Raw genomic sequence first — 19,761 nt, 5'->3', positions numbered from 1 at the left:
AACGGTCAGCCTTTGCCCTGGACGCTCATGCCCGTCCCGACTGTGTTGGGGCGCCATAGGAATAAGAGTAGTTGTAGCTGCTTTCCTCTTGAGGATTTGCTTTATTAATCACCGAGCCTATGATATTCAGTCCGGCACGCTCAGCCCGTCTAATGGCAGTAGCTGCGCCGTGAATATGGGTCTGGCCGTATTCGACCACCATGATCACCGCGTCGGTGTGACGTCCAAGCACTAACCCATCTGCTAGCGCCAAAAGTGGAGCTGTATCAATTAGGACAACGTCATAGTGTTTACGCCATATACTTAACGCCTGAGAAATGTCTGCCTGATTGAGAATGCTTAGGCTGTCAGTAATTCCTGGCCCGGCAGGAAGTATATCCACATTAGGCTCTACCTGAAGGACTTCAATCTCATGGGGCCGCATCAAAGCCTCTTGGGTAGTGCGGGCACCTCCTGCTGCCTCCAGTTTCTTCCAAGTACCCATCTCATCGTATTTCTTCCAGACTGCTGCTTGAGTGCCACGCCGTAGGTCAGCGTCAATGATTAGCACTCGTTGCCCGCTAGATGCAATGCCATCGGCTAAGGTAGCGGTGACGCTACTCTTCCCCTCTCCAGGTGCGGTACTTGTCATCATGACCACCGGATGAGGACGATTAACAAGAATCCCCAACAAATTAACCCGCAGGAAACCCACAGCCTCATAGAGGCCGGCCTCTCGCGCTGCCCTCACGATACCGCGCAAGAGCACATCGCGCTGACGTAATCGTGGCAAGGTAGCTAGTGTCGGAAGTCCCAAGGGCAGCAGATCTTCCTCAGTGCGAATAGTACGATCAGATATAGTTGCCACTGCGGCACAAGCAATAGTTAGCACAAGTCCTAAGATCACTGCCAAGACAGCATTGCGGAGGGGCTTAGGTGATACTGGTAAACGTGGAGTTTGCGCACTTACTAGAGGGGACAAAACCCCCACAGCTGAGTTTTCTAAAATTGATAATCGCACCTTGCTTTCCTGGACTCGTGCACGTCCATTTAGCAATGATTGTCGTTCTCTAGAACTTAAATTTTTCCTTGCCAGACTCTTGTCTATTTCCTTTAGTTGAGAATCAAATCCAGCTAGACCCAAACGGATAGATGCCAATCCTCTACCTCTATCCCAGCGCACCAACGCTTCACTCACCAAATTAGATAATTTCCGAGCAGCTTCTGGCTCTCGAGCCTTGCTCGTTACTGTGTATGTACCGTTTCCATTAAAGTCCAAACGTGAAGAAAGTGAAATAGTTTTTAACTTTTGATCCCTAGTCTCTTGTGTTAATTGATTAAGCAACCGTTTTTTCTCTATATCAGAAATAGAACTATTTCTTTTTAATCCCAAAATCACACCGCTTACAACTTCTTCACTCTGAAGAGCCTGCGCCATGACACCCTCTGGAAGTGGTGGCGCACTTACAGTAGCTTGATCAGAGGATCGCTCGGAAATAATGCTGGTAACATTGTTTGTGGCCAACAAAACCGCCGAAGCTTCGTAAGTTTTGGGACTTTGCCGACTCAAGGTATAAGCAGATATTCCCAAGATAACTGGACATAATATAACCCATATCCGATACCTTTTAACAGCCCTAGCTATAAATCCTAGATCAACATCTCTTATTTTAAGGTTATTTTCTTCCATTTAAAGCTCCTTATGTAGCCTATGGTAGGTTAATTATTTCTTAGATATCTTATCGCTTTTAATAAATTAAAAAGTCGCTTTTATATTTAATTTAGGAACTTTATACAAATTATAGTTAACCATATTATAAATTTGATGATCGTAAATAACCTCGAATTCTAATATCATATCTTAGAAATCTAATTAAAATATAATCTTACGCCATTACACAATAGAATTTCTTTAGTGATCTACAAAGTCACTTAAATGCGGTCTCCTTATTTCTAGGGGCTCTTAACACCTCCTCTACCATATCAGATGACGAAGGGTTTCAGCGGTTCCTCTGTACCGGCCATCTTCAGGTTGAGGCTGTGCTGGAGGAGAGATTTCTGAACGTGTGAGCGGTCGCGAACTGGCGCGACAAACGGCGGTGTTTGAGGTGTGTGAGCAGCCCAAAACCCGCCGATCCCGTATGTGATTAGCGCCCTCGGGGTATGTGATTATTGATAGCGGCGTAAGTATGTGCTGATACGCTGAAGGCATGGCCGAATGGCATCCGTCCAAGTACTCCCGTGCCCAGCTGGAAGAGCGCCGATTGGCCGCGACCCCCTGGCTTCAGAGCGGGCAGCATGCTCAACGAGAGATTGCTCAGCACTTCGGTGTCTCTGTCCACACCGTCAGCAACTGGAAGAAGCGCCTGAAGCGCACGGGCACTCTTCAGGCGACCGTGACGAGTGGCCGCCCCTCCCGACTCACGGCCACCCAGCTCGATCAGGTCCGCACCATCCTGCGGGAGGGTGCGGTGCACCATGGCTTCCCCGACCCGACGTGGAGTACCAAGCGAGTCGCGGACCTCATCGGGCGGCATTTTGACGTGTGGTACCACCCCGATCATGTCCGGAAAATCCTTCGCCAATTAGGGTTCACGCCCCAGATGCCAGATGGACAGGCCGCTGAGCGCAATGAACTCCGGATTGCATCCTGGCGGGAACAAGTGGCGCCGGAGTTGAAAAAAAAAGGTCGCTCAGGGCGCGACCCTCGTCTCCCTGGATGAGGTCGGCTTCTCGCTCAACGGCGTGCGGCGACGGACGTGAGCGACGAGGGGCGTCACGCCCCTCGTCACCTTGCCGGCGAACCGGGAGAAGCTGTCCACGATCGGAGCGATCACGTCGGAGGGACGCTTCTTCCAACACACGAAGTCGGGGGCGATTCGCAGTGGGGACGTCACCCTTTTCTTCCAGCATCTCCTGCGCCACATTCAGGGGGAGATCGTCGTCGTGCTGGAGAACGCAGGCATTCACCGCGCGAAAGTGATACAGGCGTTCGTGGACCTCCACGAACGCCTATCGTTGGTGTTTGTGCCACCGTACGCCCCGGAGTTGAACCCAATCGAGCTGGTGTGGGCATATGTGAAGCGCAATGTCCTGGGCAACTTCTGTGCCCGCTCAGTCTCCATCTTGAGGGCGAAGCTCGTGACGGCCTGGCAGCGGATCCGGTACATCCAACTCCCTCGCCAGCTTATGAATGCCAACTTATGCCGCCATCAATAGCGCGCGCCCGGTTCAGCGGTCAGGAGCAGGGTACCGTGTGAGGATGAAAGGCCGAGGTGCCGTCGGGTAGGCTCGGGTCATGTCGGAGGAGCTGACTCGCGAAGCGTTGCTCGAGCTGCTTGCTGAGCAAGCAGTTCAGATTGCCGAGCAGGGCGCGCAGATCAAGCAACTCATCAAAGAGAACGCCCGCCTGAAGAAGCGGCTCGAGCAACTGGAACAGCAGGTGAAACGGTACGTGGCGCCGCACAGCCGCGAGGCCCCTCAAGCCGATCCCCAGCCACCCGGGCGCCGAGCGGGGCAAGGGACCTTCACCTTCAAACACGCTCCAGCGCATGACTGTGTCACGTGCGTCATCGACGTGGAGCCGGCGAACACCTGCGTGTTCTGCCATCCCCCGCTGGACCGAGCCGCGTACAAGACGGATCTGGCCTGGATCACTGAGTTGCCCCCAGGGGTACCCGAGATTACCCAATACACTGTGCCCATGACCCGCTGCCCGACATGTGGCAAGGATGTTCGGGGCGAACATCCTGATCTGTGCCGCACGCAATGGGGCGCGACGGCCCACCGGTTGGGTCCCCGATTGTCTGTACCATGGACTGGGTCTCCCAGAGCGCAAAGTGCCGTATCGGATTAGCGTCTCCACGCGTCGGGTCACACCAGCTCATCGAAGAGGATGATCGGCATGACTGCGCCGTTGACGGAACAGGATCTCCACGAGATCATCCGCCGGCAGGCCGAGCAGATCGAACAGTTCCAGAAGCGTATCGAGCAGTTGGAGCGACAGCAGCGCAAGTACGCCGCGCCTCACAGCCGGGGCAGCCGAAAGGCCCACCCGAAGACTGCTGGTCGCCGCGCAGGTGAGGGGGTGTTCACATACACGCGTCCTCCTGCTCCCGAGCAGGAGGACCGCGTCATGGACGTCCCCACACCCAACACCTGCACGGCCTGCGGGGATGTCGGCGAGTTGATTTTCACGCGCCATGACCGCGCCTGGATCAGTGATCTGCCCGCTCAGACCGTGCAGATCACCGCGTATCACGTGCCGGTGATGGCCTGCCCGCAGTGCGGGCAGGCCGTGCGTGGCGCGCATGCCGATCTCCGACCGGACCAACGCGGGGCCACGGCCCACCGGTGCGGCCCCCGTCTGGCGGCCACCATCCAGGCGCTGCATCACGAGGTCGGTCTCCCGCAGCGCCGCATCGCCCGGGTGTTGCGTCTGACGACCGGGTTTCAGGTGACTCAGGGCGCCATCACCCAGGCGGCACAGCGTCTGGCGCGTGATGGGAGCCCGCGAGCAATCCTGATCACCAATACGGTTGCTACAGGAGCCGACTTTTTCATACCCTCAGGAGTTTTGACTGGTAGTCAGGTCCCAAAGACCAGAAGAAGTACTTCAGTGTCAAAAAGGGCACCCACCCCCTGAAGACCCAGGTCGCGGTCACACCCGACGGTCTGGTCGTACACCTCAGTGCGACCGCGAGCGGTTGCACCCATGATATGAAAGTCCTGAAGCAGTCCAGGTTGCTCCCGCGCGTTCCTCGCGGCGTACGACTCTGGGGGGACCGGGGGTAGACCGGCCTGGAGAAGCTCTGCCCGAAGCATGAGTTGATTGTGCCCAGGATGCGCCCCAAAGGAGGCGTGTTGGGCGAATCGGAGCGGGAGCTCAATCACCAGATCTCAAAAGTGCGTATCACGGTGGAAAACGTCGTGTGCAAGATCAAAAAGTTCCGGATCTGTAGGGAGTTTTACCGCAATGACACGGGCCGCCACGGGATGTTCTGGGGCTGTGTTGCGGGCCTGATTAATCTCCGGACGCTGAATCGGAGCCCCGAGCTGGCCTGACAGAACACAACGTGAATGGGGATGGCTGAGCCACCCCCATTCACTCATCGCACAACTGCGCAATCGGTCCTCGATCACCTTTGTCATGACGTTGCCCCGTTCGTACGCCTGGTGGCACGAGCAAGGTGAGCCCGGTAGCGTCGAGGGATGGCGCTGCATGCAGTGCCATCCGACTGGCATCCGTTCACCCGGACCTTCGCGAATGGAGATGAACGGCTGTTCTGGCGTGCAGAACTGGCTGGGGGACCCTATGATCCTGGTCGCGCGCTGCGACTGGTGGTCGTGACACCGGATCCGGTGTCACTCCCGGTCGACACCACCCAATACCTGATCACCAATCTGCGTGAGCGCGACCAGGACGTGTCCCCGGTGCGGGTGTCGACGCCCCCAGCATCCTCGCTTGAAGTGGCGCGGCTGTATGCCTGGCGTCCCCGGATCGAGCAGTCCTATCGTGAAGTCAAACAGCATCTGGGCTGGACGCATTGCCAGGCCCGCTCGGACGTGGCGTTGAGGCGCCACTGGAGTTTGGTCTGCGCGGCGTTTTGCTTTCTGCACTGGTGGGACGATAGGTCACCTGTCGATTCCGACGAAGATGCGCCTCAGGCGGGGGCTATGCCCCCGCCTGGTTGGAGTGTGCTGTTGGGCTGGCCCCAAAGTTTGGACGAATGCGAGTAGAGACTCGGCTCAGGAGAAGGGTACAGCATGGGCCTGCGTTGCTCACCCAGGAGTCGGGATGACGGCATCCTCCGCGGTGTCCTGTCCGCGGAGGGGGACGGCAGCCCGGCTCCTGGCCTGCTCGGCAAACTCGTCGGGCATGCGGTACTGCAGTGACGAATGTGGTCGTCTGGCGTTGTAAAACACTCGCCAGTCATCCAGCAGGACCTGAGCGTGCCTGGCGGAGTAGAACACCTCCTAGTTAAGGCACTCGTCGCTCAGCCGAGAGTGAAAACTCTCGGCAAAACCGTTCTGCCAGGGTTTGCCGGGTTGGATGAACCGGGTGCCGATGTCCTGGACGGCCAGCCAGATCCCCAGGTCACGGGCGATGAATTCTGGTCCGTTGTCACTGCGGATGAATCCTGGTGCACCGCGCTCTGCGATAACTTCGTGCAGGACGTTCTGCAGGTCCTTGGAGGTGAAGGATGCCGCGACTCGCACGGCTAGAGACTGCCGGGTAAATTCGTCGGTCAGGATTTTCAGGGTAGCTCGGCCCAGGGTCTGGTCGAACATGAAATCGTACGTCCAGACATGGTTCGGGTATGTGGCGCTCATCGGAACGGAAGCTCCAGTGCGGAGCTTCCTGCGGGGCTTGATCGTCAGCGCTTCTTCTCGTCAGAGGCGCCGGACCTTCTTGCGATTGATGCGGTGGCCCTCCTGGACCAGGAGGGCGTGAATGAAGCGGTAACCCCGACGAGGATGCAGCAACGCCAGTTCACGGAGACGCTGTCGGAACTCGCTGTCCTGGCGGGGCTTCGGGCGGTAATACCAGGAGGATTTGGGCAAGCCCACCAGGAAGCAGGCCCGGTCAGGCCTGACGTGTGCCGTGATCAGTTCCTGCACCACGGCACGTTTCTGGGTGGGCGTGACCGCTTTTTCCCAATCACGTCCTTCATCGCATCGATCTCCAGGCGCTGTTGGCCCACGATTCGCAACAAACGGGCATTTTCCTTCTCGAGCCGACGAAGCCTGCGGGCTTCGTCTGGTGTGGTGTCACCGTACTTTTTCTTACAGCTGTAAGAGGAGGCCGGACTGCAGCCGAACTCCCGGCACAGGTCCTCAACCGGCTTCTCGCCTTTTTTGCCGTCCTGAAGGCGTTTGATGATCTGGTCTTCGGTGAACTGACGGGTTCTCATGACATGGCCTCGCTTTCCAGCCTACGGCTGGGGGCGAGCCTGAGTCTCCAATTCATTCTGTCCAGTTTTCAGGGGGCGGACCACTGTTACGTCAGGTCAGGCTGTGGTTGGAACCTTTTGTGTGGGTGTGGCGGGCGTGGCACGCGTACACGACCATGCGACCTCCTCGACCACTCCGCCAACTCCTACAGCAGGTGGGACGCGGCTGTCCACTTCCGATGTATGTCGCGTAAACCTTGTCCAAGACATCAAACATGCCTACAGTCAACGGACTCCCGATAGTAGACAAAACGTACGCCAGCACGTCTTTCACACGCACTTTAAAGTAAAACCGTCGGGTCTGAAGATGTGAGCCGGGGACCAGCCGGGTAGAGTGCCTCCTATGAAAGCTCTTATTCCCGCGGCGGGGCTCGGTACCCGGCTTCGTCCTCTGACGTACACCCGACCTAAACCCGTGTTGCGTGTAGCGGGACAGCCGATCATCGTACATGCGCTTCACACGCTCCGGGAGGCGGGGATCACGGAGGTGGGCATCGTGGTGTCGGACATCACGCGGGAAGCGATTGAGCATGCCACCCATGACGTGCAGGGCGTGCAGATCACGCTGATCAACCAGCAGCAGCAGCTGGGGCTGGGACACGCTGTGCTGATGGCGCGGGAGTGGATTGGGCAGGATGATTTCTGCGTGTATCTGGGCGACAACCTGTTCGAGTCCGGGGCCATGCCGTTCGTGGAGCAGTTCCAGCGGGAGCGGCCGAGTGCGCTGATTGCTCTGGTGGAAGTGCCTGATCCGACTGCCTTCGGGGTCGCTCAGCTTGACGGGTCGAGAATTACGCAGCTGGTGGAGAAACCCAAAATCCCTCCCAGCAACCTTGCGGTGGCGGGGCTGTACTGTTTTACCCCTGAGATCTTCAGCATTCTGGAAGGCATGCCCCCGTCTGCGCGTGGGGAGTACGAAATCACGGACGGCATTCAGGGGTTGATTGAGCAGGGGCGCACCGTGACGGGCCAGTCGGTCGTGGGCTGGTGGAAGGACACCGGCCGCCCGGCGGATCTGCTGGACGCGAACCGGCTGCTGCTGGAGCGGGTTGAGGCGGACGTGCAGGGGGAAGTGGTGGAGTCCAGGATCACGGGGCGGGTGGTCGTTCCGGCGTCAGCCCGGGTGGTACGCAGCAAGATTGTCGGACCGGTCATCCTGGGAGAGGACGTTGTGATTGAGGACGCGTACATCGGGCCGTTCACGAGTATCGGGCGGGGGACCGTGGTGCGCGGTGCCGAGGTGGAACACAGCGTCATTGATGAGGAAGCCTGCATTGAGAACGTCAGTCAGCGCCTTCAGGATTGCCTGGTGGGGGTGCGGGCGCAGGTGCGGGGGGGCCGGACGGTGCCGCGTACGCACTCCCTGACCATCAGTGACGGCAGTCTCGTTGAACTGGCCTGAACCGGGTGAGCTGTAAGGTTCTTTGAGGTGCGCGGCAGGGTTGTGTGAGGTGCGCGGCTCTATCATGGGGGCATGACGGATTCACCTCGGATTCACCTGGGCGCCCTGTTGCGGTCCTCTTCGGAAGACGCGCACGCAGAGGGCAGTCTTGACCACCTCCAGTACGAGCAGGGCGGCGAGACGCAGATACTGCGTTTTGCTGGTCCTGCGCCGTTCGAGGTGGATATCAACGCGCTGGGCAGTAATGAGATGTACCTGCAGGGCACGTTCGAGCCGGTGCTGATCATGGAGTGCGCCCGCTGCCTGCGGGATGTCGAGGTGCCCCTGGAGCTGAACCTGGGGACCCTTATGCGTTACGACCCGTCGGTGCAGACGCCGTACCTGGAGGAGGCGGATTCCGGTGAGGAGCTGCTGGTCTTTGGGGGGCCAGAACTGGACCTGAGCGCGTTCCTGGCCGAGACGACCCTGCTGAACGCCCCACTGAGTGTGATGCATGACGAGGCCTGTAAAGGCTTGTGTCAGGTGTGCGGGCATGACCTGAATGAGGGTCCGTGTGAGCACATGGCGCAGGTGCCGGTTGAGGAGATTGATGATGACCTGGGCATTCCGGAGGGCTCCCTGCACGCGCGGCAGAATCCGTTTGCGGCGCTTGCGGATCTGAAGCTGCCGGAGGAGTGACGGTGAGTGCACCGGAACTCACGCACTTCCGTGACGGGCTGCCGCGCATGGTGGACGTCTCGGAGAAGGTCGCCACGGTCCGTGAGGCCACGGCTGAAGCCTGGGTGAAGTTACCTGTAGAGGCGCGGACTGCCCTCGAACAGGGCACGAACCCCAAAGGTGACCCGCTGGTGGTGGCCCGCCTGGCGGGGCTGGCGGGCAGCAAGCGCACCGCGGACCTGGTGACGTTGTGTCATCCCATTCCGGTGTCTGGCGCAGAGGTGCGCGTAACGCTGGAGGACGCCGGGGTGCGCGTATGGGCGCGGGTTCGTACCACGGCGCCAACAGGCGTGGAAATGGAGGCGCTGACGGCCGTGACGGTTGCGGCGCTGAACGTGTACGACATGCTGAAGGCGGCCAGCAAGGCCATTGAGATCACGGGTGTGCGGCTGCTGAGCAAGGTGGGCGGCAAGAGCGGCGCGTATGTGGCGGCCGGGACCTCCGCAGACGAGTGACGCGGGAACCCGCCGGGGCTCTTCAACGTAGAGGGAACGTATGGGCGTGGAGACTCTCAATTCGGCGGGCGGTCCGGAGTGGCTGGATCTTCTGCACCGTGAGGCCGATGGGGACCTGACGCCCACAGAGGCGGCGCGGCTCGCGGCTCTTCCTGCTGTCGCAGTGCAGGAGCAACGGGAGCGGCTGGACCGGGTTCCGGCGGCGCTCTCCCGGCGGCCGGACCTGCCACGGAGCGTGGCGGCGCCTGTGGCGCAGGAGATTGCGTGGCGGCACCAGCTGGCGCAGCAGGCGCCGACCCTGCCCCGCTCGGTGGCGGCCGCGGTCGTTGCGGACCTGCGGGTGGACCGGGCGCTGACCCTCTCCCCTGCCCCGCCCCGCAGCGTGGCGGCGCAGGTGGCCGCTGACGTTCGTCTGGCCGCGGTCCTGCAGCAGTCGCTCGTGATGCCCCGCAGTGTGGCGCGCGCAGTGGCGCAGGAGGTTGGCGTGTCGCGGGTTCTGCCTCCGGTGCTGGCGGGGCCGCAGAGTGTCGCAGCACAGGTGGCCCACCGCATCGCGGCGGACGCCACGCCAGCCGCGCTTGCCCCACAGCCCGGGGCCGCGCTGATCGGGTCGCGTCCGCGCAACCCGGCGCCGCTGGTGATGGTGGTGTCGTTGCTGCTGGCCTTGACGCTGCTGGCTGTGTCGAGCGTCTGGGGCAATCTGGCCGCGGGCGCGCTGGTCGTGCAGACCCTGCTGGCCCAGGTGTCTCCCCTGGCGGGGGCCGGCCTGGCCCTGGTGCTGCTGACCAGTGCGTTGGTAACGTGGCGTCCGGGTCCGGGGATGCAGCGTCTGGGCGGAGCGGCGTTCGCCCTGAGTGCGCTGCTGACCCTGCCGGCGCTGTACGGCGTGGCGTCCCGGGGGACGATGACCTTCGGGCAGAACGTGGTGATCAGCGGTCCGGTGGCCGGGAATGTGATCGCCGTGGGTGGGAGTGTCACGTTACGGGCGTCCGCGCAGGTGAAGGGTGAAGTGGTGACGCTGCTGGGAGATGTGTACCGCGCGCCAGGGGCACAGGTGCAGGGGCACGTGAGCGCCCTGCTGGGTTACGCGCCAGGGGACCGGGAAGCCGTTCAGGTGCGGCCGCCTCAGGGCGTCGCGGCGGTGACGGCGGCAGCGTTCCGCCCGGTGCTGGGGTGGCTGGGGAGCGCCGCATGGCCGCGGGTGTTTGTGGCCCTGACGGGTGGAGCGCTGCTGCTGCTGTTCGTGTCGGGTCTGGCGCCTCTGCTGGCGCGGCGGCAGCGGCACGCGCCGGTGCGGACGCTGGCGCTGGGGGTGCTGGCCCTGGCCGCGCTGATCGGGCCGGCTGGTGGTCTGGCACTGGCCGGTCTGCTGGGTCCCGCGCTGCTGGCAGCGGCGCTGACGGGCGTGCTGCTGGCCGTGGGCCTGAGTGTCAGCGCGTATGACGCGGGGCGGGCCGTGGCCAGCCGGGTGCACCTACCGGTGCCGGACGCGGTGGGAGCGCTGGTGGGCCTGAGTGTGGTGGCGGCCAGCCTGAGCGTGCCCCCACTGGCCTTCGCGCTGGCGCTGATAGGGGGCACGTGGGGCGCGGGAACGCTGCTGTTGACGCGTCAGGTCGGGGGGCTGGACCGCGCCCCCTGAACCCCGCAGTGACACGTGCCGCTTCCCAAAGTCGGGAGGCGGCACGTGTAATTGGGAACTGAACCTCAGTTCAGGATGCGTTTCAGGTGCAGGTAGATCTCGTACCAGTCCTGTTTGTCACGGGGACGTTTGCCGCGCAGTTCGATGCGGGACAGGGTGCGGACCCAGTCGGGCGTGATCTGCGGGCCCAGGATGGGGTCCGCGACAAGGTCAGCCAGGCCTTTGGGCAGGGCGCCCTCGGTGGACGCGCCGTAGAATTCGACCCCTTCGAGCAGGTCGTGAACGGTGATCGCGTACGCACCGGCCAGGGTCTGAAGGGTTTCCAGGCTGGGGTTGGTGCGGCCACGCTCGAGGTCGCTCAGGTACGGGACGCTGATCCCGGCCGTTTCGGCAACGTCCTTGAGCCGCAGCCCGCGTTCGCTGCGCAGTTCGCGGAGTCTTTCGTGCAGTTTCATATTTCACCTCCTCGGCTGCGGCGTGGCCTCACGTCCGGGTTGGAGCGCGTGCCGCCTGGGGCTGATTTCTGCCCGGAGGGGGTTGCCTGTGGGCAGAATCGGGCAGCCTTGGTTGGAGTGTAACACCCACCTTTGGTACGGTCAAGACAGAATGAGGGTTAATCCTTCTTGCCCTTCACGATTCGCTCTGCTAAGATCGTAATCACAAGAAGGATTCGCCCTCAACAGAATCTCACTCCGTTTTACCTCGCTGCCCGTTCCGGCAGGAAGGAGCACCACCCATGCGCGCCCTGGACACCATTGCCGAAAGCATCCGCACCGGTTACGCTCACCCCACCACCCTGCTGAACACCTTCATCCAGGTTGAAAACGAAGGCGGTCTGGGCGCCGTACGCCGTATCGAACGACAGCTGCACCTGAGCGTGCAGGGCATGCGCGACCGCCAGCACCCGCACAGCGACCTGGCCCAGACCTGGCTGAACTCCGCGCGCGCCTACCTGATCACCAGCGCCCAGCGCCGACAGGCCGTCTGAACCAGCGCCGCAACGAAGGCCGGCTTCAGCAGCCGGCCTTTCTGTTTGCGCCTCTGTCTCAGGCCTGGGGGCCGTCCCCATTCAGGCTGTAAATCTCGCCATATTTCCGGTGGAGATAGGCCACGTACGGATCAGCGGTGAGTGGCTGCCCGGTCGCCTGCACCGTCAGCTCCACTGGCGTCAGGCTGCGTCCATGCTGATGCACCTGCTGCGCCAGCCACGCCCGCAGCGGCCCGTACTCAGCCCGGTCCACGCCTGCCGCCACAGCCTCATCCCGCCGCGCGGCCTCCAGCAGCTGCACACTCAGCAGGTTCCCCAGGGTATAGGTCGGAAAGTACCCGATCAGCCCCGCTGACCAGTGAATGTCCTGCAGCACCCCGCGAGCGTCATCCGGCGGCGTCAGGCCCAGGTACTCCTGCATCCTCGCGTTCCAGGCCTCAGGCAGGTCACGCACGGCCAGGCTGCCGTCCAGCAGGGCCAGCTCCAGTTCAAAGCGCAGCATGATGTGGAAGTTGTACGTGACCTCGTCGGCTTCCACGCGGATCAGGCTGGGGTTCACGCGGTTCACTGCACGGTACAGGGCGCGCGCATCCAGACCCTCGGTTACCTGCGGCGCCGCCGCCTGCAACTCCGGGAAGTACCGCTCCCAGAAGGGCAGGCTGCGTCCCAGCAGATTCTCGAACATCCGCGACTGACTCTCATGCACGCCCAGGCTCGCGCCCCGGGACACGGGCGTGCGTTCCCAGCGGTCTGCCACGCCCCGCTCGTACATGGCGTGGCCCGCCTCATGCCACGTACCGAACAGGCACGCCGGCCAGTACGGCTCAACGCGCGTGGTAATGCGGATATCACTGCGGCTGAAATTCGACTGGAAGGGATGTGCACTCTCATCCTGCCGCGCGAACGACCCCAGCAGGCCGAACGCTTCGCCCGCCACGCGCCACGCAAACGCCTTCTGTGCTTCGGCCGGGAAGGGCCGTGTCAGCACGCTGTAGTCCGCCGCGTCACCTGCGGCCCGAATGCGTCTGAGCAGCGGCAGCGTCCGGTCACGCAGATCCGCGAAAACCGTCTTCACCTGTGACGCCCGCATGCCCGGCTCGTAATCGTCAAGTAACGCGTCGTACGGATGCTCCTCAAAGCCCATCAGGTCCGCCTGCCGCCGCGCAAGATTCAGCATGCGTTCCAGATACGGCGCAAACGCCGCAAAATCACTGCGGGCCCGGGCGTCCAGCCACGCATGGTGCGCCTCATTCTGCGCGCGGGCCTGCTTCTCCACAAACGCCGTGGGTAACTTCGTGGCCTTCTCGAAATCCCGCCGCGCCACGCGGAGCACCGCAGCGTCCGCCTCAGTGCCCGGTTGCGCTTCACCCAGCAGCTGCGCGGTCTCCGCGGCGGTGAACAGCTCATGCGACAGGCCCGCCAGGGTGGCCAGCTGCAGGCCCCGCACCCGGGCCGCCTCGGGCGGCATGAACGTCTCCTGCTCCCACGACAGCAGGCCCGCAGCGGCATTCAGGTCACTGATCTGCCCCAGACGGCGTTTAAGGTCATTAAAGGTCATGGTGACCAGCGTAGCGTCCGCCCGCGACCCCTCCGCCAGATGACGTAACGCCCTACTGCCAGCGTTCACGAGATTCGGACACCTCACCCAGCAGCAGAGGCCGCACCTCACCCAGCAGGTACAGACTGCCGCACACCAAGGCCAGGTCGCCCGGCAGAGGCCCGAGAACCTCCAGGGCCTCTGCCGGGCCGTCCGTCACCGTCACCGGGACCCCCGGAAACAGAGCCGCCAGAGCCTCTGGTGCCGCGGCCCGGGGACTCAGCCGGGCGCGGGTCAGGATCACATGGGAGGCCAGGGGACGCAGCGCCTCAGCCACCCCCAGGAGGTCCTTGTCGCCTGCCCCCCCGAACACCACCGGCAGTTGCTCCGCACCCAGGCCCCTCAAGGTGGCGCTCAGCGCCCGCGCGCCATCCGGATTGTGCGCCCCGTCGAGCACCAGCCGCCGGCCCCGCCAGCCCAGCACCTCCAGACGGCCCGGCCAGACCACCGCCTGCGCGCCCGCCTGAATGGCCGCGTCGGCCACCCCGAGCCGCTGGGCTGCCACCGCCGCCAGCGCGGCATTCACAGCCCCGTGTGATCCCAGCAGCGGCGTCTGCACGGTCAGGCGGCCAGCCGGGGTGCGGACCGTCACGTCCGACCCCTCCCAGCCCCGGGGGATCACATCCAGCCCGATGTCCTGCCCCAGGGCCCACAGGTCCGCGCGCTGCGCCCGCAGGACCGGCAACAGCGCCGCGTCCACACCCGTCACCGCCGGACGGCCCGCCCGCAGAATGCCCGCCTTCTCCCCAGCAATGGCTTCCAGGGTGCCGCCCAGAACCTCCGTGTGGTCCAGACCCACATTCGTCAGCACCGACAGCACCGGGTCCAGCACGTTCGTTGCGTCCAGGCGCCCACCCAGTCCCACTTCCATCACGGCCACGTCCACGTGCGCCTCGGCGAACACCAGCGCGCCCAGCGCCGTCACGATCTCAAAGAAGGACGCCTCCACCGCCTCCGCCTCAGGCCGCACCCGCGCGAGCGCCGCGCCCAGCACCCCCTCCGGCACCTCGTGGCCCGCCGCCACAAACCGTTCCGTAAACCGCGTCAGGTGAGGACTGGTGAACAGCCCCGGCCGCATCCCCCCGGCGTACAGCATGGCCGCCAGCGTCGCCGCAGTAGAGCCCTTCCCGTTCGTACCACCCACCAGCACCGACCGGAACGTCCGCTGAGGCGAACCCAGCCGCGCCAGCAGCGCCGCGACACGTGACAGTCCCGGATGCACTCCGAACCGCTGCCGCGCAAACAACCACTCCAGATCTGCCCGCAGGCTTCCGTCGACCGTCATCCCCTCAGCATAAAAGAAGAGGCCCAGGCGAACCTGGACCCTCCGCACTCCCAGTGTCAGGCCTGGTTGAAGTACTCCTCCAGGGCCGGCACGATCTGCTTCTTGCGGCTGATGCGCGCACCCAGATCCGCCACCTGCTCACCTGCCGAAGCGCCGAACGCCTCACGCAGCACCTTCTCCTCCGTGGCACTCAACACCAACGTCCGGTTGGTGCCGTTCAGGATGTCCACCACACTCAGCAGCACGCCGTTCAGGCCGTCCTCTGCCTTCACCGCGTCCATGGCCCGCAGCAGTTCAGCCTGACGTCCGAACACGTACGCGGGATTCGTGGTTTCAATCACGCCAATTCCCCACTGCTGAGGCGCACCCGGATGCCCGAAGGGGAACACCTTGTAATCCATGCGCAGCAGCGTTTCCGCAGGGGTGTCCCCCAGGTCACTCTTTGCCGCGAACATCGCCAGTGCATACGTCTCCACGTCCTCAATGCCTGCTACAGGCGCCAGGAACGCGACCGCGTCCTGGTCATCAGCGGTCGTCGTCGGACTGCGGAAGTGCAGCGTGTCACTCAGAATTGCGCTCAGCATCAGTCGCGCGTCCAGCACATCCACCTCCAGGCCCGCCTCACGGTGCAGCTTGAGCAGGATGGTCCCAGTGCATCCTACCGGCTCGAACCTCAGGTACGGCGGCTGGGTGGTCGTCAGGTCCCCCAGCTTGTGATGGTCTACCACCCGCGTCACGTTCAGTTCGCTCAGGTTCGGAGCAGACTGGGCGCTCTCGTTGTGGTCTACCAGGGCCACTGCCGTCCCAGCCGGCAGCTCCGGAAGCAGCGCAGGGGCCTGCATACCTGCTTCACGGAGAACGAACGCCGTTTCAAAGTTCAGTTCGCCCAAACGGTAAGCCTGCGCCTGCACCCCCTGCCGGGTCAGAAGGTGGGCGTAGACAAGGGCGGCCGTGATGGCGTCGGTGTCGGGATTCAGGTGACCGAAAACAGCAAGCATATAAGGATTCTACTCATTCACTGTCCAGGGCGCAGGATCCTGACCGCACAAGAAACCCCCGCGCTTGGCGGGGGTTTCTGGCTGAACCTGGGGGTTCAGAAGACCAGACTTTAGAAGCTGACCTTGTAGTTGATCTTGAAGACTGAACCTTTAGCACTGCGGGCAGCATCGACGCCGGTGCTGTTGCCGTTCAGAGCGCTGAGGCCCAGGGTGCCGTACCCGTAGCCAAAGGACAGGTCGTAGTAGTTGGCTTCCACGTACACCAGGTTCTGGCTGACGGTGCGGTTGCCGTTGTACTGATCAATGAATCCACCGGCAGTGTTGCTGGCGGCCACGTACGGGCTGTAGGCGCGGTTCGTGCCCTGGTAACCGGCGTAGTACACGGCCAGCTTGGTGTTGGGGAGCAGGAACTCGTTGAGCTTCACGCCCACGCGGTAGGTGACGTCCGACGCGGTGAAGTTGGGAGTGGCGGTGTCGAGGTTGTTGGTGTACTGCTTGCTGTACGCCTTGACGTAGGCTTCGAAGCTGGGCTTGAAGACCGTGTTGAGCGTGTCGGTCTTGATGTCCAGGGTGCCGTTAACACGGGTGGTGTTGCGGGCCGTGTCGGTGGCGTCGAAGGTGCTGGTTTCAAAGCCGATGTTGGTGTTGATGTTGGCCACACCCAGCTTGGTGCTGTAACTGGCGGTGCCGTACACCACGTTGTTGCTGTAGCTGTCATTCACCGTGCGGTAGCGAGCAGCGAAGCCGAGGGTCAGGTCCAGGCCCTTGACGAGCGCGGCCGGGTCCTTGCCGTTGTGCTTCACTTCGACGCCGTACTCGCTGTAGCAGGTGCTGGTGGGGCAGGTGTTGCTGTCCAGTTCGTTGGTCGCCAGACCGAACTCGTTGCTGCCGGCAGAGGTGCTGTTGCTGAACAGGCCACCGTCACTGCTGGCACGGTTGATGCCGTCCAGGGAGACGTTGCGGTAGAAGGCGCCAACGCTGAAGCCCAGGCCGGGGGTCACGTCTGCACGCACGGCGTACCGGACGCCAGCCTTGTTCTGATAGGCGGCACCGATAGGGGCCTGGGCGTTTGCCATGTACTCGTAGTAGCCGCCGCGCACGGTGACCAAGTTAAACACGTTCAGCTTGGCTGCAACGCCACGGTCCACGATGGCGGTGGGCTCAGTGGCGGTGTCCATGGGGCTCTGGCCGTACGCCACGCTGTTGTCCCAGTAGCCGCCCACGGCGACCGGGCCGAAAGCCGCGCGGGCCTTCACGCCAAAGCCGGTGCGGTTCGCGGGGTAGGGGGCAGTGCTGTTGTCAGCGGTGGGGTTGGCTTCCATGATGCCAGCCGTCGCGTCGTAGCGGGCGCTAACGGAGCGGTAGTTCAGGGTGTACACCTTGACCGGGCCGATGGTGCCGCTGGTGCGGGCGTAGAAGGCGTTCTCGACTTCCACGTCGGTGGCGGCGGCGCCGGCCAGACGGCTGGGGTAGATGCGGCTGGTGGCGTACTCGCTGTCCACCTGCCAGCCGGCGAGCGTACCGTGCAGGTCAGTGCCGAAGGCGGTCACGTCGTTGGGCTGGCCGGCGGGCTGACCGAAGGCGTCGGAGCCTTCCTGCAGCACGTGCACACCGGCGGTCAGCGTGCCCACCGGAGTGATGGTGGCGCGCACGCCGCGGTAGTACAGGTTGTCACCGTTGGCGCCGCCACGGCTGCCGTACACGCCGGTCAGGGTGGGCTTGAATGCGCCGATCACGGGCAGGGTGCTGCCGTCAACGTTCACGATGAAGCCGTCGCCGCGGCCGATCGCGTCGTTATCGCCGATGTAGTCAGCGAACTTGAACTTCAGGGCTTTGCCGAAGGTCACGGTCACGGGCGCGTTGCCAACAGTGAACTTGGTGGTGGCGTTGCTGAAGTAGAAGAACAGGGGGCGGTAGGTCACGCCGTCCTGGGTTACGTCAGGATAACGGGGATCAGCGGTAGGCAGGCCAGCGCGAATCCCGAAGTTGATGTCCACGGAGTTGACGTTCAGGCCGCCAGCCCCGGGAACGTACACGCCGGTGACGCCGCTCTTGCTCGTATCGAAGCGGCCGCTGTTGCTGAAGGTGATGCCGAAGCTGATGGTCGTGTTGCCTTCGACGCGCACCGCACCGTTGGGCAGGTTCCCAGCGCCGGAGAAGCCGTAGAAGTTCGCCGCGTCGTTCACCGCGAGCACCCGGCCGCCGGTCAGGTCGAGGTAGTCCACAGCGGTATCAACGGTAGCCGAGTCGCCATCGTCACCAGTGCCGAAGACCGTGCCGGGCAGCAGGCGGTCGAAGTCCATGTTGCGCTCGGCGCGGGCCACGTAGTAGGTGGCGCTGAGGCTGGGCTTGATGCTGAAGGCGTACTTCTCCAGCTGGGCCACGCGGTTGTCGAGGCTGGTGACTTTGGTCTCGACGGTGGTAACGCGGCCGGCGAGGGTGTCGAAGTCGGCGCGGGCGACCAGGTCGGCCTGCGCGGCTTCCACGGCGCTGACGCGGTCCTGGAGGTTCAGGATGTCCTGGTTCAGGAGGACGGTCAGGTCGTTCAGGGCGGCGATGCTGCTGGCGTTGTCGTCGACGTCGGCACGAAGGGTGTCGTAGTCGTCGGCGCGGGCCACGAGGTCGTCGATCTGGCTGGTGAGGCCGGCGAGCGCTTCGGCGTCACCGCTGGCGGCGGCGAGCATTTCGACGCGTTCTTCCAGGCGGGCAAAGTCGTCGCGGCTGACGGCATTCTCTTCGAGGTCGCTGACGCGCACGCCGAGGGCAGCGAGGTCGGCCGCGAGTTCCTGGATCGCGTTCTGCAGCGCGGTCAGGGTTTCGGGGTCGATCTCACTGGGGGCGACTTCGCCGGTCTTCATCTGGTCGAGCAGACGGGCGATGATCACGGCGGCTTCGTAGCGGGTCAGGTTCTGCGTGCCGCGGAAGGTGCCGTCGGGGTAGCCGAGCAGGATGCCCTGGGCGACCAGACGGTCGATGGCGTCCTTGGCCCAGTGACCGGCGGGGACGTCGGTCAGCGCGGGCACCTGGGGTGCGCTTGCGGGTGCGGCCGTCTGTGCGGCTGCAACGCCGAAGGACAGCGCGGCGGTGAGAACGAGCAGGCTTTTCTTCATATGAACCCCCAAAAGGTCGTCGCGCGGCGGAGCACGTTCTCGGCTCTGAAGTTGACGGTGGGGCGAGTTGCCGGGTTTCCTCTCCCAGGGTAGTTCGCCGTTCCAGTGTTCCTTCGCGCAACCTGATCTTCTTCGCCTGTCGGTTCGGAAGGGTCAGATCAGGCGGATGATACAGGCATGAAAGAGACGTGGTCAACCCTGAGAGGGGCATAAACCCGTTATTCTAGGCGATATGACGCATTCCTGATCAGGACGTGAAGAAAGACTAAGAATGTATAAGGTTAATTACTATTCATTTTAGGTGCATGGGATTCCCTAGAAACATGTGGCAGCGCCTGTTGACCATGATGCAGGGCAGTGCTGAACCAGGCTGGGACCTTCCCCTTGAAATATCGTTCACTCCACTCTGAAGCCCACGCACTGAACGTCCCCGCCACAATTGCTGCGCTGGCCCGTTCCACCAGCCGGTGCAGGTACCGCAGGTTGTGCAGCGAAAGCATTCGCGGCCCAAGCATCTCCTCTGCACGGATAAGGTGCGCGAGATACGCCCGCGTGTAATTCCGACAGGTATAGCAGTCGCAGGCCACATCAAGAGGAGTCAGCGCCGTCCGCGGAGCGCTGGAGTTCATGTTAAGGCG

General features: G+C 62.9%; 16 protein-coding genes and 5 pseudogenes (1 of these 21 cut by a window edge). 10 read left to right on the top strand and 11 right to left on the bottom strand.

Annotated features, from left to right (window positions below):
* Nucleotides 1–25 precede the first annotated feature (25 nt).
* Entirely contained in the window at nt 26–1,669 is a 1,644-nt protein-coding gene (locus LAJ19_RS00285; RefSeq protein WP_225476358.1) for a tyrosine-protein kinase domain-containing protein, read from the bottom strand.
* 520 nt (nt 1,670–2,189) lie between these two features.
* Here LAJ19_RS00285 and LAJ19_RS00280 point away from each other — a divergent pair.
* Both LAJ19_RS00280 and LAJ19_RS00275 read left to right on the top strand, forming a co-directional pair.
* A pseudogene (locus tag LAJ19_RS00280) lies at nt 2,190–3,198 on the top strand (IS630 family transposase).
* Between the two features lie 79 nt (nt 3,199–3,277).
* The gene (locus LAJ19_RS00275; protein WP_225476357.1) at nt 3,278–3,835 is read left to right on the top strand and encodes a septum formation initiator family protein; all 558 of its coding nucleotides are present in this window, start codon (nt 3,278–3,280) and stop codon (nt 3,833–3,835) included.
* A gap of 27 nt (nt 3,836–3,862) precedes the next feature.
* Here the strand turns inward: LAJ19_RS00275 and LAJ19_RS00270 are convergent, their stop codons facing one another.
* Nucleotides 3,863–4,291 (bottom strand): hypothetical protein, encoded by a 429-nt coding sequence (locus tag LAJ19_RS00270; protein ID WP_225476356.1) that lies wholly within the window; start codon nt 4,289–4,291, stop codon nt 3,863–3,865.
* 281 nt (nt 4,292–4,572) lie between these two features.
* On the opposite strand from LAJ19_RS00270, the pseudogene LAJ19_RS00265 reads away from it, so the two are divergent.
* Nucleotides 4,573–5,043 (top strand): annotated as a pseudogene (locus tag LAJ19_RS00265) (transposase family protein); the annotation flags it as partial.
* A gap of 70 nt (nt 5,044–5,113) precedes the next feature.
* A pseudogene (locus LAJ19_RS00260) lies at nt 5,114–5,685 on the top strand (transposase); the annotation flags it as partial.
* Between the two features lie 75 nt (nt 5,686–5,760).
* Here the strand turns inward: LAJ19_RS00260 and LAJ19_RS00255 are convergent.
* The 3 genes and pseudogenes from LAJ19_RS00255 to LAJ19_RS00245 all read right to left on the bottom strand — a co-directional run bounded on the left by LAJ19_RS00255 (nt 5,761) and on the right by LAJ19_RS00245 (nt 6,893).
* Nucleotides 5,761–6,312: pseudogene (locus LAJ19_RS00255) on the bottom strand (integrase core domain-containing protein).
* 60 nt (nt 6,313–6,372) lie between these two features.
* On the bottom strand, nt 6,373–6,549 hold the full coding sequence (locus tag LAJ19_RS21995; RefSeq protein WP_225477880.1) for an IS3 family transposase: 177 nt from the start codon (nt 6,547–6,549) through the stop codon (nt 6,373–6,375).
* A 38-nt stretch (nt 6,550–6,587) separates the two neighbouring features.
* The gene (locus LAJ19_RS00245; RefSeq protein WP_225476354.1) at nt 6,588–6,893 is read right to left on the bottom strand and encodes a transposase; all 306 of its coding nucleotides are present in this window, start codon (nt 6,891–6,893) and stop codon (nt 6,588–6,590) included.
* An 83-nt stretch (nt 6,894–6,976) separates the two neighbouring features.
* Between LAJ19_RS00245 and LAJ19_RS21990 the strand changes: the two are divergent.
* The 5 genes and pseudogenes from LAJ19_RS21990 to LAJ19_RS00225 all read left to right on the top strand — a co-directional run.
* A pseudogene (locus LAJ19_RS21990) lies at nt 6,977–7,126 on the top strand (IS701 family transposase); the annotation flags it as partial.
* Nucleotides 7,127–7,275: 149 nt separating this feature from the next.
* On the top strand, nt 7,276–8,334 hold the full coding sequence (locus tag LAJ19_RS00240; RefSeq protein ID WP_225476353.1) for a glucose-1-phosphate thymidylyltransferase: 1,059 nt from the start codon (nt 7,276–7,278) through the stop codon (nt 8,332–8,334).
* A gap of 72 nt (nt 8,335–8,406) precedes the next feature.
* Nucleotides 8,407–9,012, top strand: a complete 606-nt coding sequence (locus tag LAJ19_RS00235; protein ID WP_225476352.1) for a DUF177 domain-containing protein — start codon at nt 8,407–8,409, stop codon at nt 9,010–9,012.
* A 2-nt stretch (nt 9,013–9,014) separates the two neighbouring features.
* Nucleotides 9,015–9,506 (top strand): cyclic pyranopterin monophosphate synthase MoaC, encoded by a 492-nt coding sequence (moaC, locus tag LAJ19_RS00230; protein ID WP_225476351.1) that lies wholly within the window; start codon nt 9,015–9,017, stop codon nt 9,504–9,506.
* A gap of 40 nt (nt 9,507–9,546) precedes the next feature.
* On the top strand, nt 9,547–11,145 hold the full coding sequence (locus LAJ19_RS00225) for a polymer-forming cytoskeletal protein (protein WP_225476350.1): 1,599 nt from the start codon (nt 9,547–9,549) through the stop codon (nt 11,143–11,145).
* A 65-nt stretch (nt 11,146–11,210) separates the two neighbouring features.
* Here LAJ19_RS00225 and LAJ19_RS00220 read toward each other — a convergent pair whose 3' ends face one another.
* Complete coding sequence (locus LAJ19_RS00220; RefSeq protein WP_225476349.1) at nt 11,211–11,600, bottom strand: helix-turn-helix domain-containing protein; 390 nt, start codon at nt 11,598–11,600, stop codon at nt 11,211–11,213.
* Between the two features lie 281 nt (nt 11,601–11,881).
* Between LAJ19_RS00220 and LAJ19_RS00215 the strand changes: the two genes are divergently transcribed.
* Nucleotides 11,882–12,133: a hypothetical protein gene (locus LAJ19_RS00215; RefSeq protein ID WP_225476348.1), complete on the top strand. Its 252-nt coding sequence runs from the start codon at nt 11,882–11,884 to the stop codon at nt 12,131–12,133.
* Between the two features lie 58 nt (nt 12,134–12,191).
* Here LAJ19_RS00215 and LAJ19_RS00210 read toward each other — a convergent pair whose 3' ends face one another.
* From LAJ19_RS00210 to tgt, 5 genes are all read right to left on the bottom strand, one after another.
* Entirely contained in the window at nt 12,192–13,691 is a 1,500-nt protein-coding gene (locus LAJ19_RS00210; RefSeq protein ID WP_225476347.1) for a carboxypeptidase M32, read from the bottom strand.
* Nucleotides 13,692–13,743: 52 nt separating this feature from the next.
* A complete protein-coding gene (locus LAJ19_RS00205; RefSeq protein ID WP_225476346.1) occupies nt 13,744–15,015 on the bottom strand; it encodes a bifunctional folylpolyglutamate synthase/dihydrofolate synthase in 1,272 nt (423 codons plus the stop codon).
* Nucleotides 15,016–15,071: 56 nt separating this feature from the next.
* Nucleotides 15,072–16,013 (bottom strand): manganese-dependent inorganic pyrophosphatase, encoded by a 942-nt coding sequence (locus tag LAJ19_RS00200; RefSeq protein WP_225476345.1) that lies wholly within the window; start codon nt 16,011–16,013, stop codon nt 15,072–15,074.
* 110 nt (nt 16,014–16,123) lie between these two features.
* The gene (locus tag LAJ19_RS00195; protein WP_225476344.1) at nt 16,124–19,123 is read right to left on the bottom strand and encodes an S-layer homology domain-containing protein; all 3,000 of its coding nucleotides are present in this window, start codon (nt 19,121–19,123) and stop codon (nt 16,124–16,126) included.
* 281 nt (nt 19,124–19,404) lie between these two features.
* Nucleotides 19,405–19,761 carry the 3' portion of a tRNA guanosine(34) transglycosylase Tgt gene (gene tgt, locus LAJ19_RS00190; RefSeq protein ID WP_225476343.1) on the bottom strand. It continues 843 nt past the right edge of the window, so 357 of the gene's 1,200 nt are visible here — the last part of the coding sequence; its start codon lies off the right edge, out of view; it ends in the stop codon at nt 19,405–19,407.

Origin of the sequence: Deinococcus taeanensis, from assembly GCF_020229735.1 — a bacterium.
In the GTDB taxonomy this organism is placed as follows: Bacteria; Deinococcota; Deinococci; order Deinococcales; family Deinococcaceae; genus Deinococcus; species Deinococcus taeanensis.
This window is presented reverse-complemented; position numbering and strand designations above follow the sequence as displayed.

Excerpts from the sequence above, each read along its gene's own strand:
- LAJ19_RS00210 (WP_225476347.1), bottom strand. The coding sequence starts at position 13,691 with ATGACCTTTAATGACCTTAAACGCCGTCTGGGGCAGATCAGTGACCTG.
- LAJ19_RS00275 (WP_225476357.1), top strand. The coding sequence starts at position 3,278 with ATGTCGGAGGAGCTGACTCGCGAAGCGTTGCTCGAGCTGCTTGCTGAG.
- LAJ19_RS00235 (WP_225476352.1), top strand. The coding sequence starts at position 8,407 with ATGACGGATTCACCTCGGATTCACCTGGGCGCCCTGTTGCGGTCCTCT.
- LAJ19_RS00200 (WP_225476345.1), bottom strand. The coding sequence starts at position 16,013 with ATGCTTGCTGTTTTCGGTCACCTGAATCCCGACACCGACGCCATCACG.
- LAJ19_RS00245 (WP_225476354.1), bottom strand. The coding sequence starts at position 6,893 with ATGAGAACCCGTCAGTTCACCGAAGACCAGATCATCAAACGCCTTCAG.
- LAJ19_RS00225 (WP_225476350.1), top strand. The coding sequence starts at position 9,547 with ATGGGCGTGGAGACTCTCAATTCGGCGGGCGGTCCGGAGTGGCTGGAT.
- LAJ19_RS00205 (WP_225476346.1), bottom strand. The coding sequence starts at position 15,015 with ATGACGGTCGACGGAAGCCTGCGGGCAGATCTGGAGTGGTTGTTTGCG.
- LAJ19_RS00220 (WP_225476349.1), bottom strand. The coding sequence starts at position 11,600 with ATGAAACTGCACGAAAGACTCCGCGAACTGCGCAGCGAACGCGGGCTG.
- LAJ19_RS00270 (WP_225476356.1), bottom strand. The coding sequence starts at position 4,291 with ATGCGCGCCACGCACGGCCTGCCCGCACTGCGGGCAGGCCATCACCGG.
- LAJ19_RS00215 (WP_225476348.1), top strand. The coding sequence starts at position 11,882 with ATGCGCGCCCTGGACACCATTGCCGAAAGCATCCGCACCGGTTACGCT.
- LAJ19_RS00195 (WP_225476344.1), bottom strand. The coding sequence starts at position 19,123 with ATGAAGAAAAGCCTGCTCGTTCTCACCGCCGCGCTGTCCTTCGGCGTT.
- LAJ19_RS00285 (WP_225476358.1), bottom strand. The coding sequence starts at position 1,669 with ATGGAAGAAAATAACCTTAAAATAAGAGATGTTGATCTAGGATTTATA.
- LAJ19_RS00240 (WP_225476353.1), top strand. The coding sequence starts at position 7,276 with ATGAAAGCTCTTATTCCCGCGGCGGGGCTCGGTACCCGGCTTCGTCCT.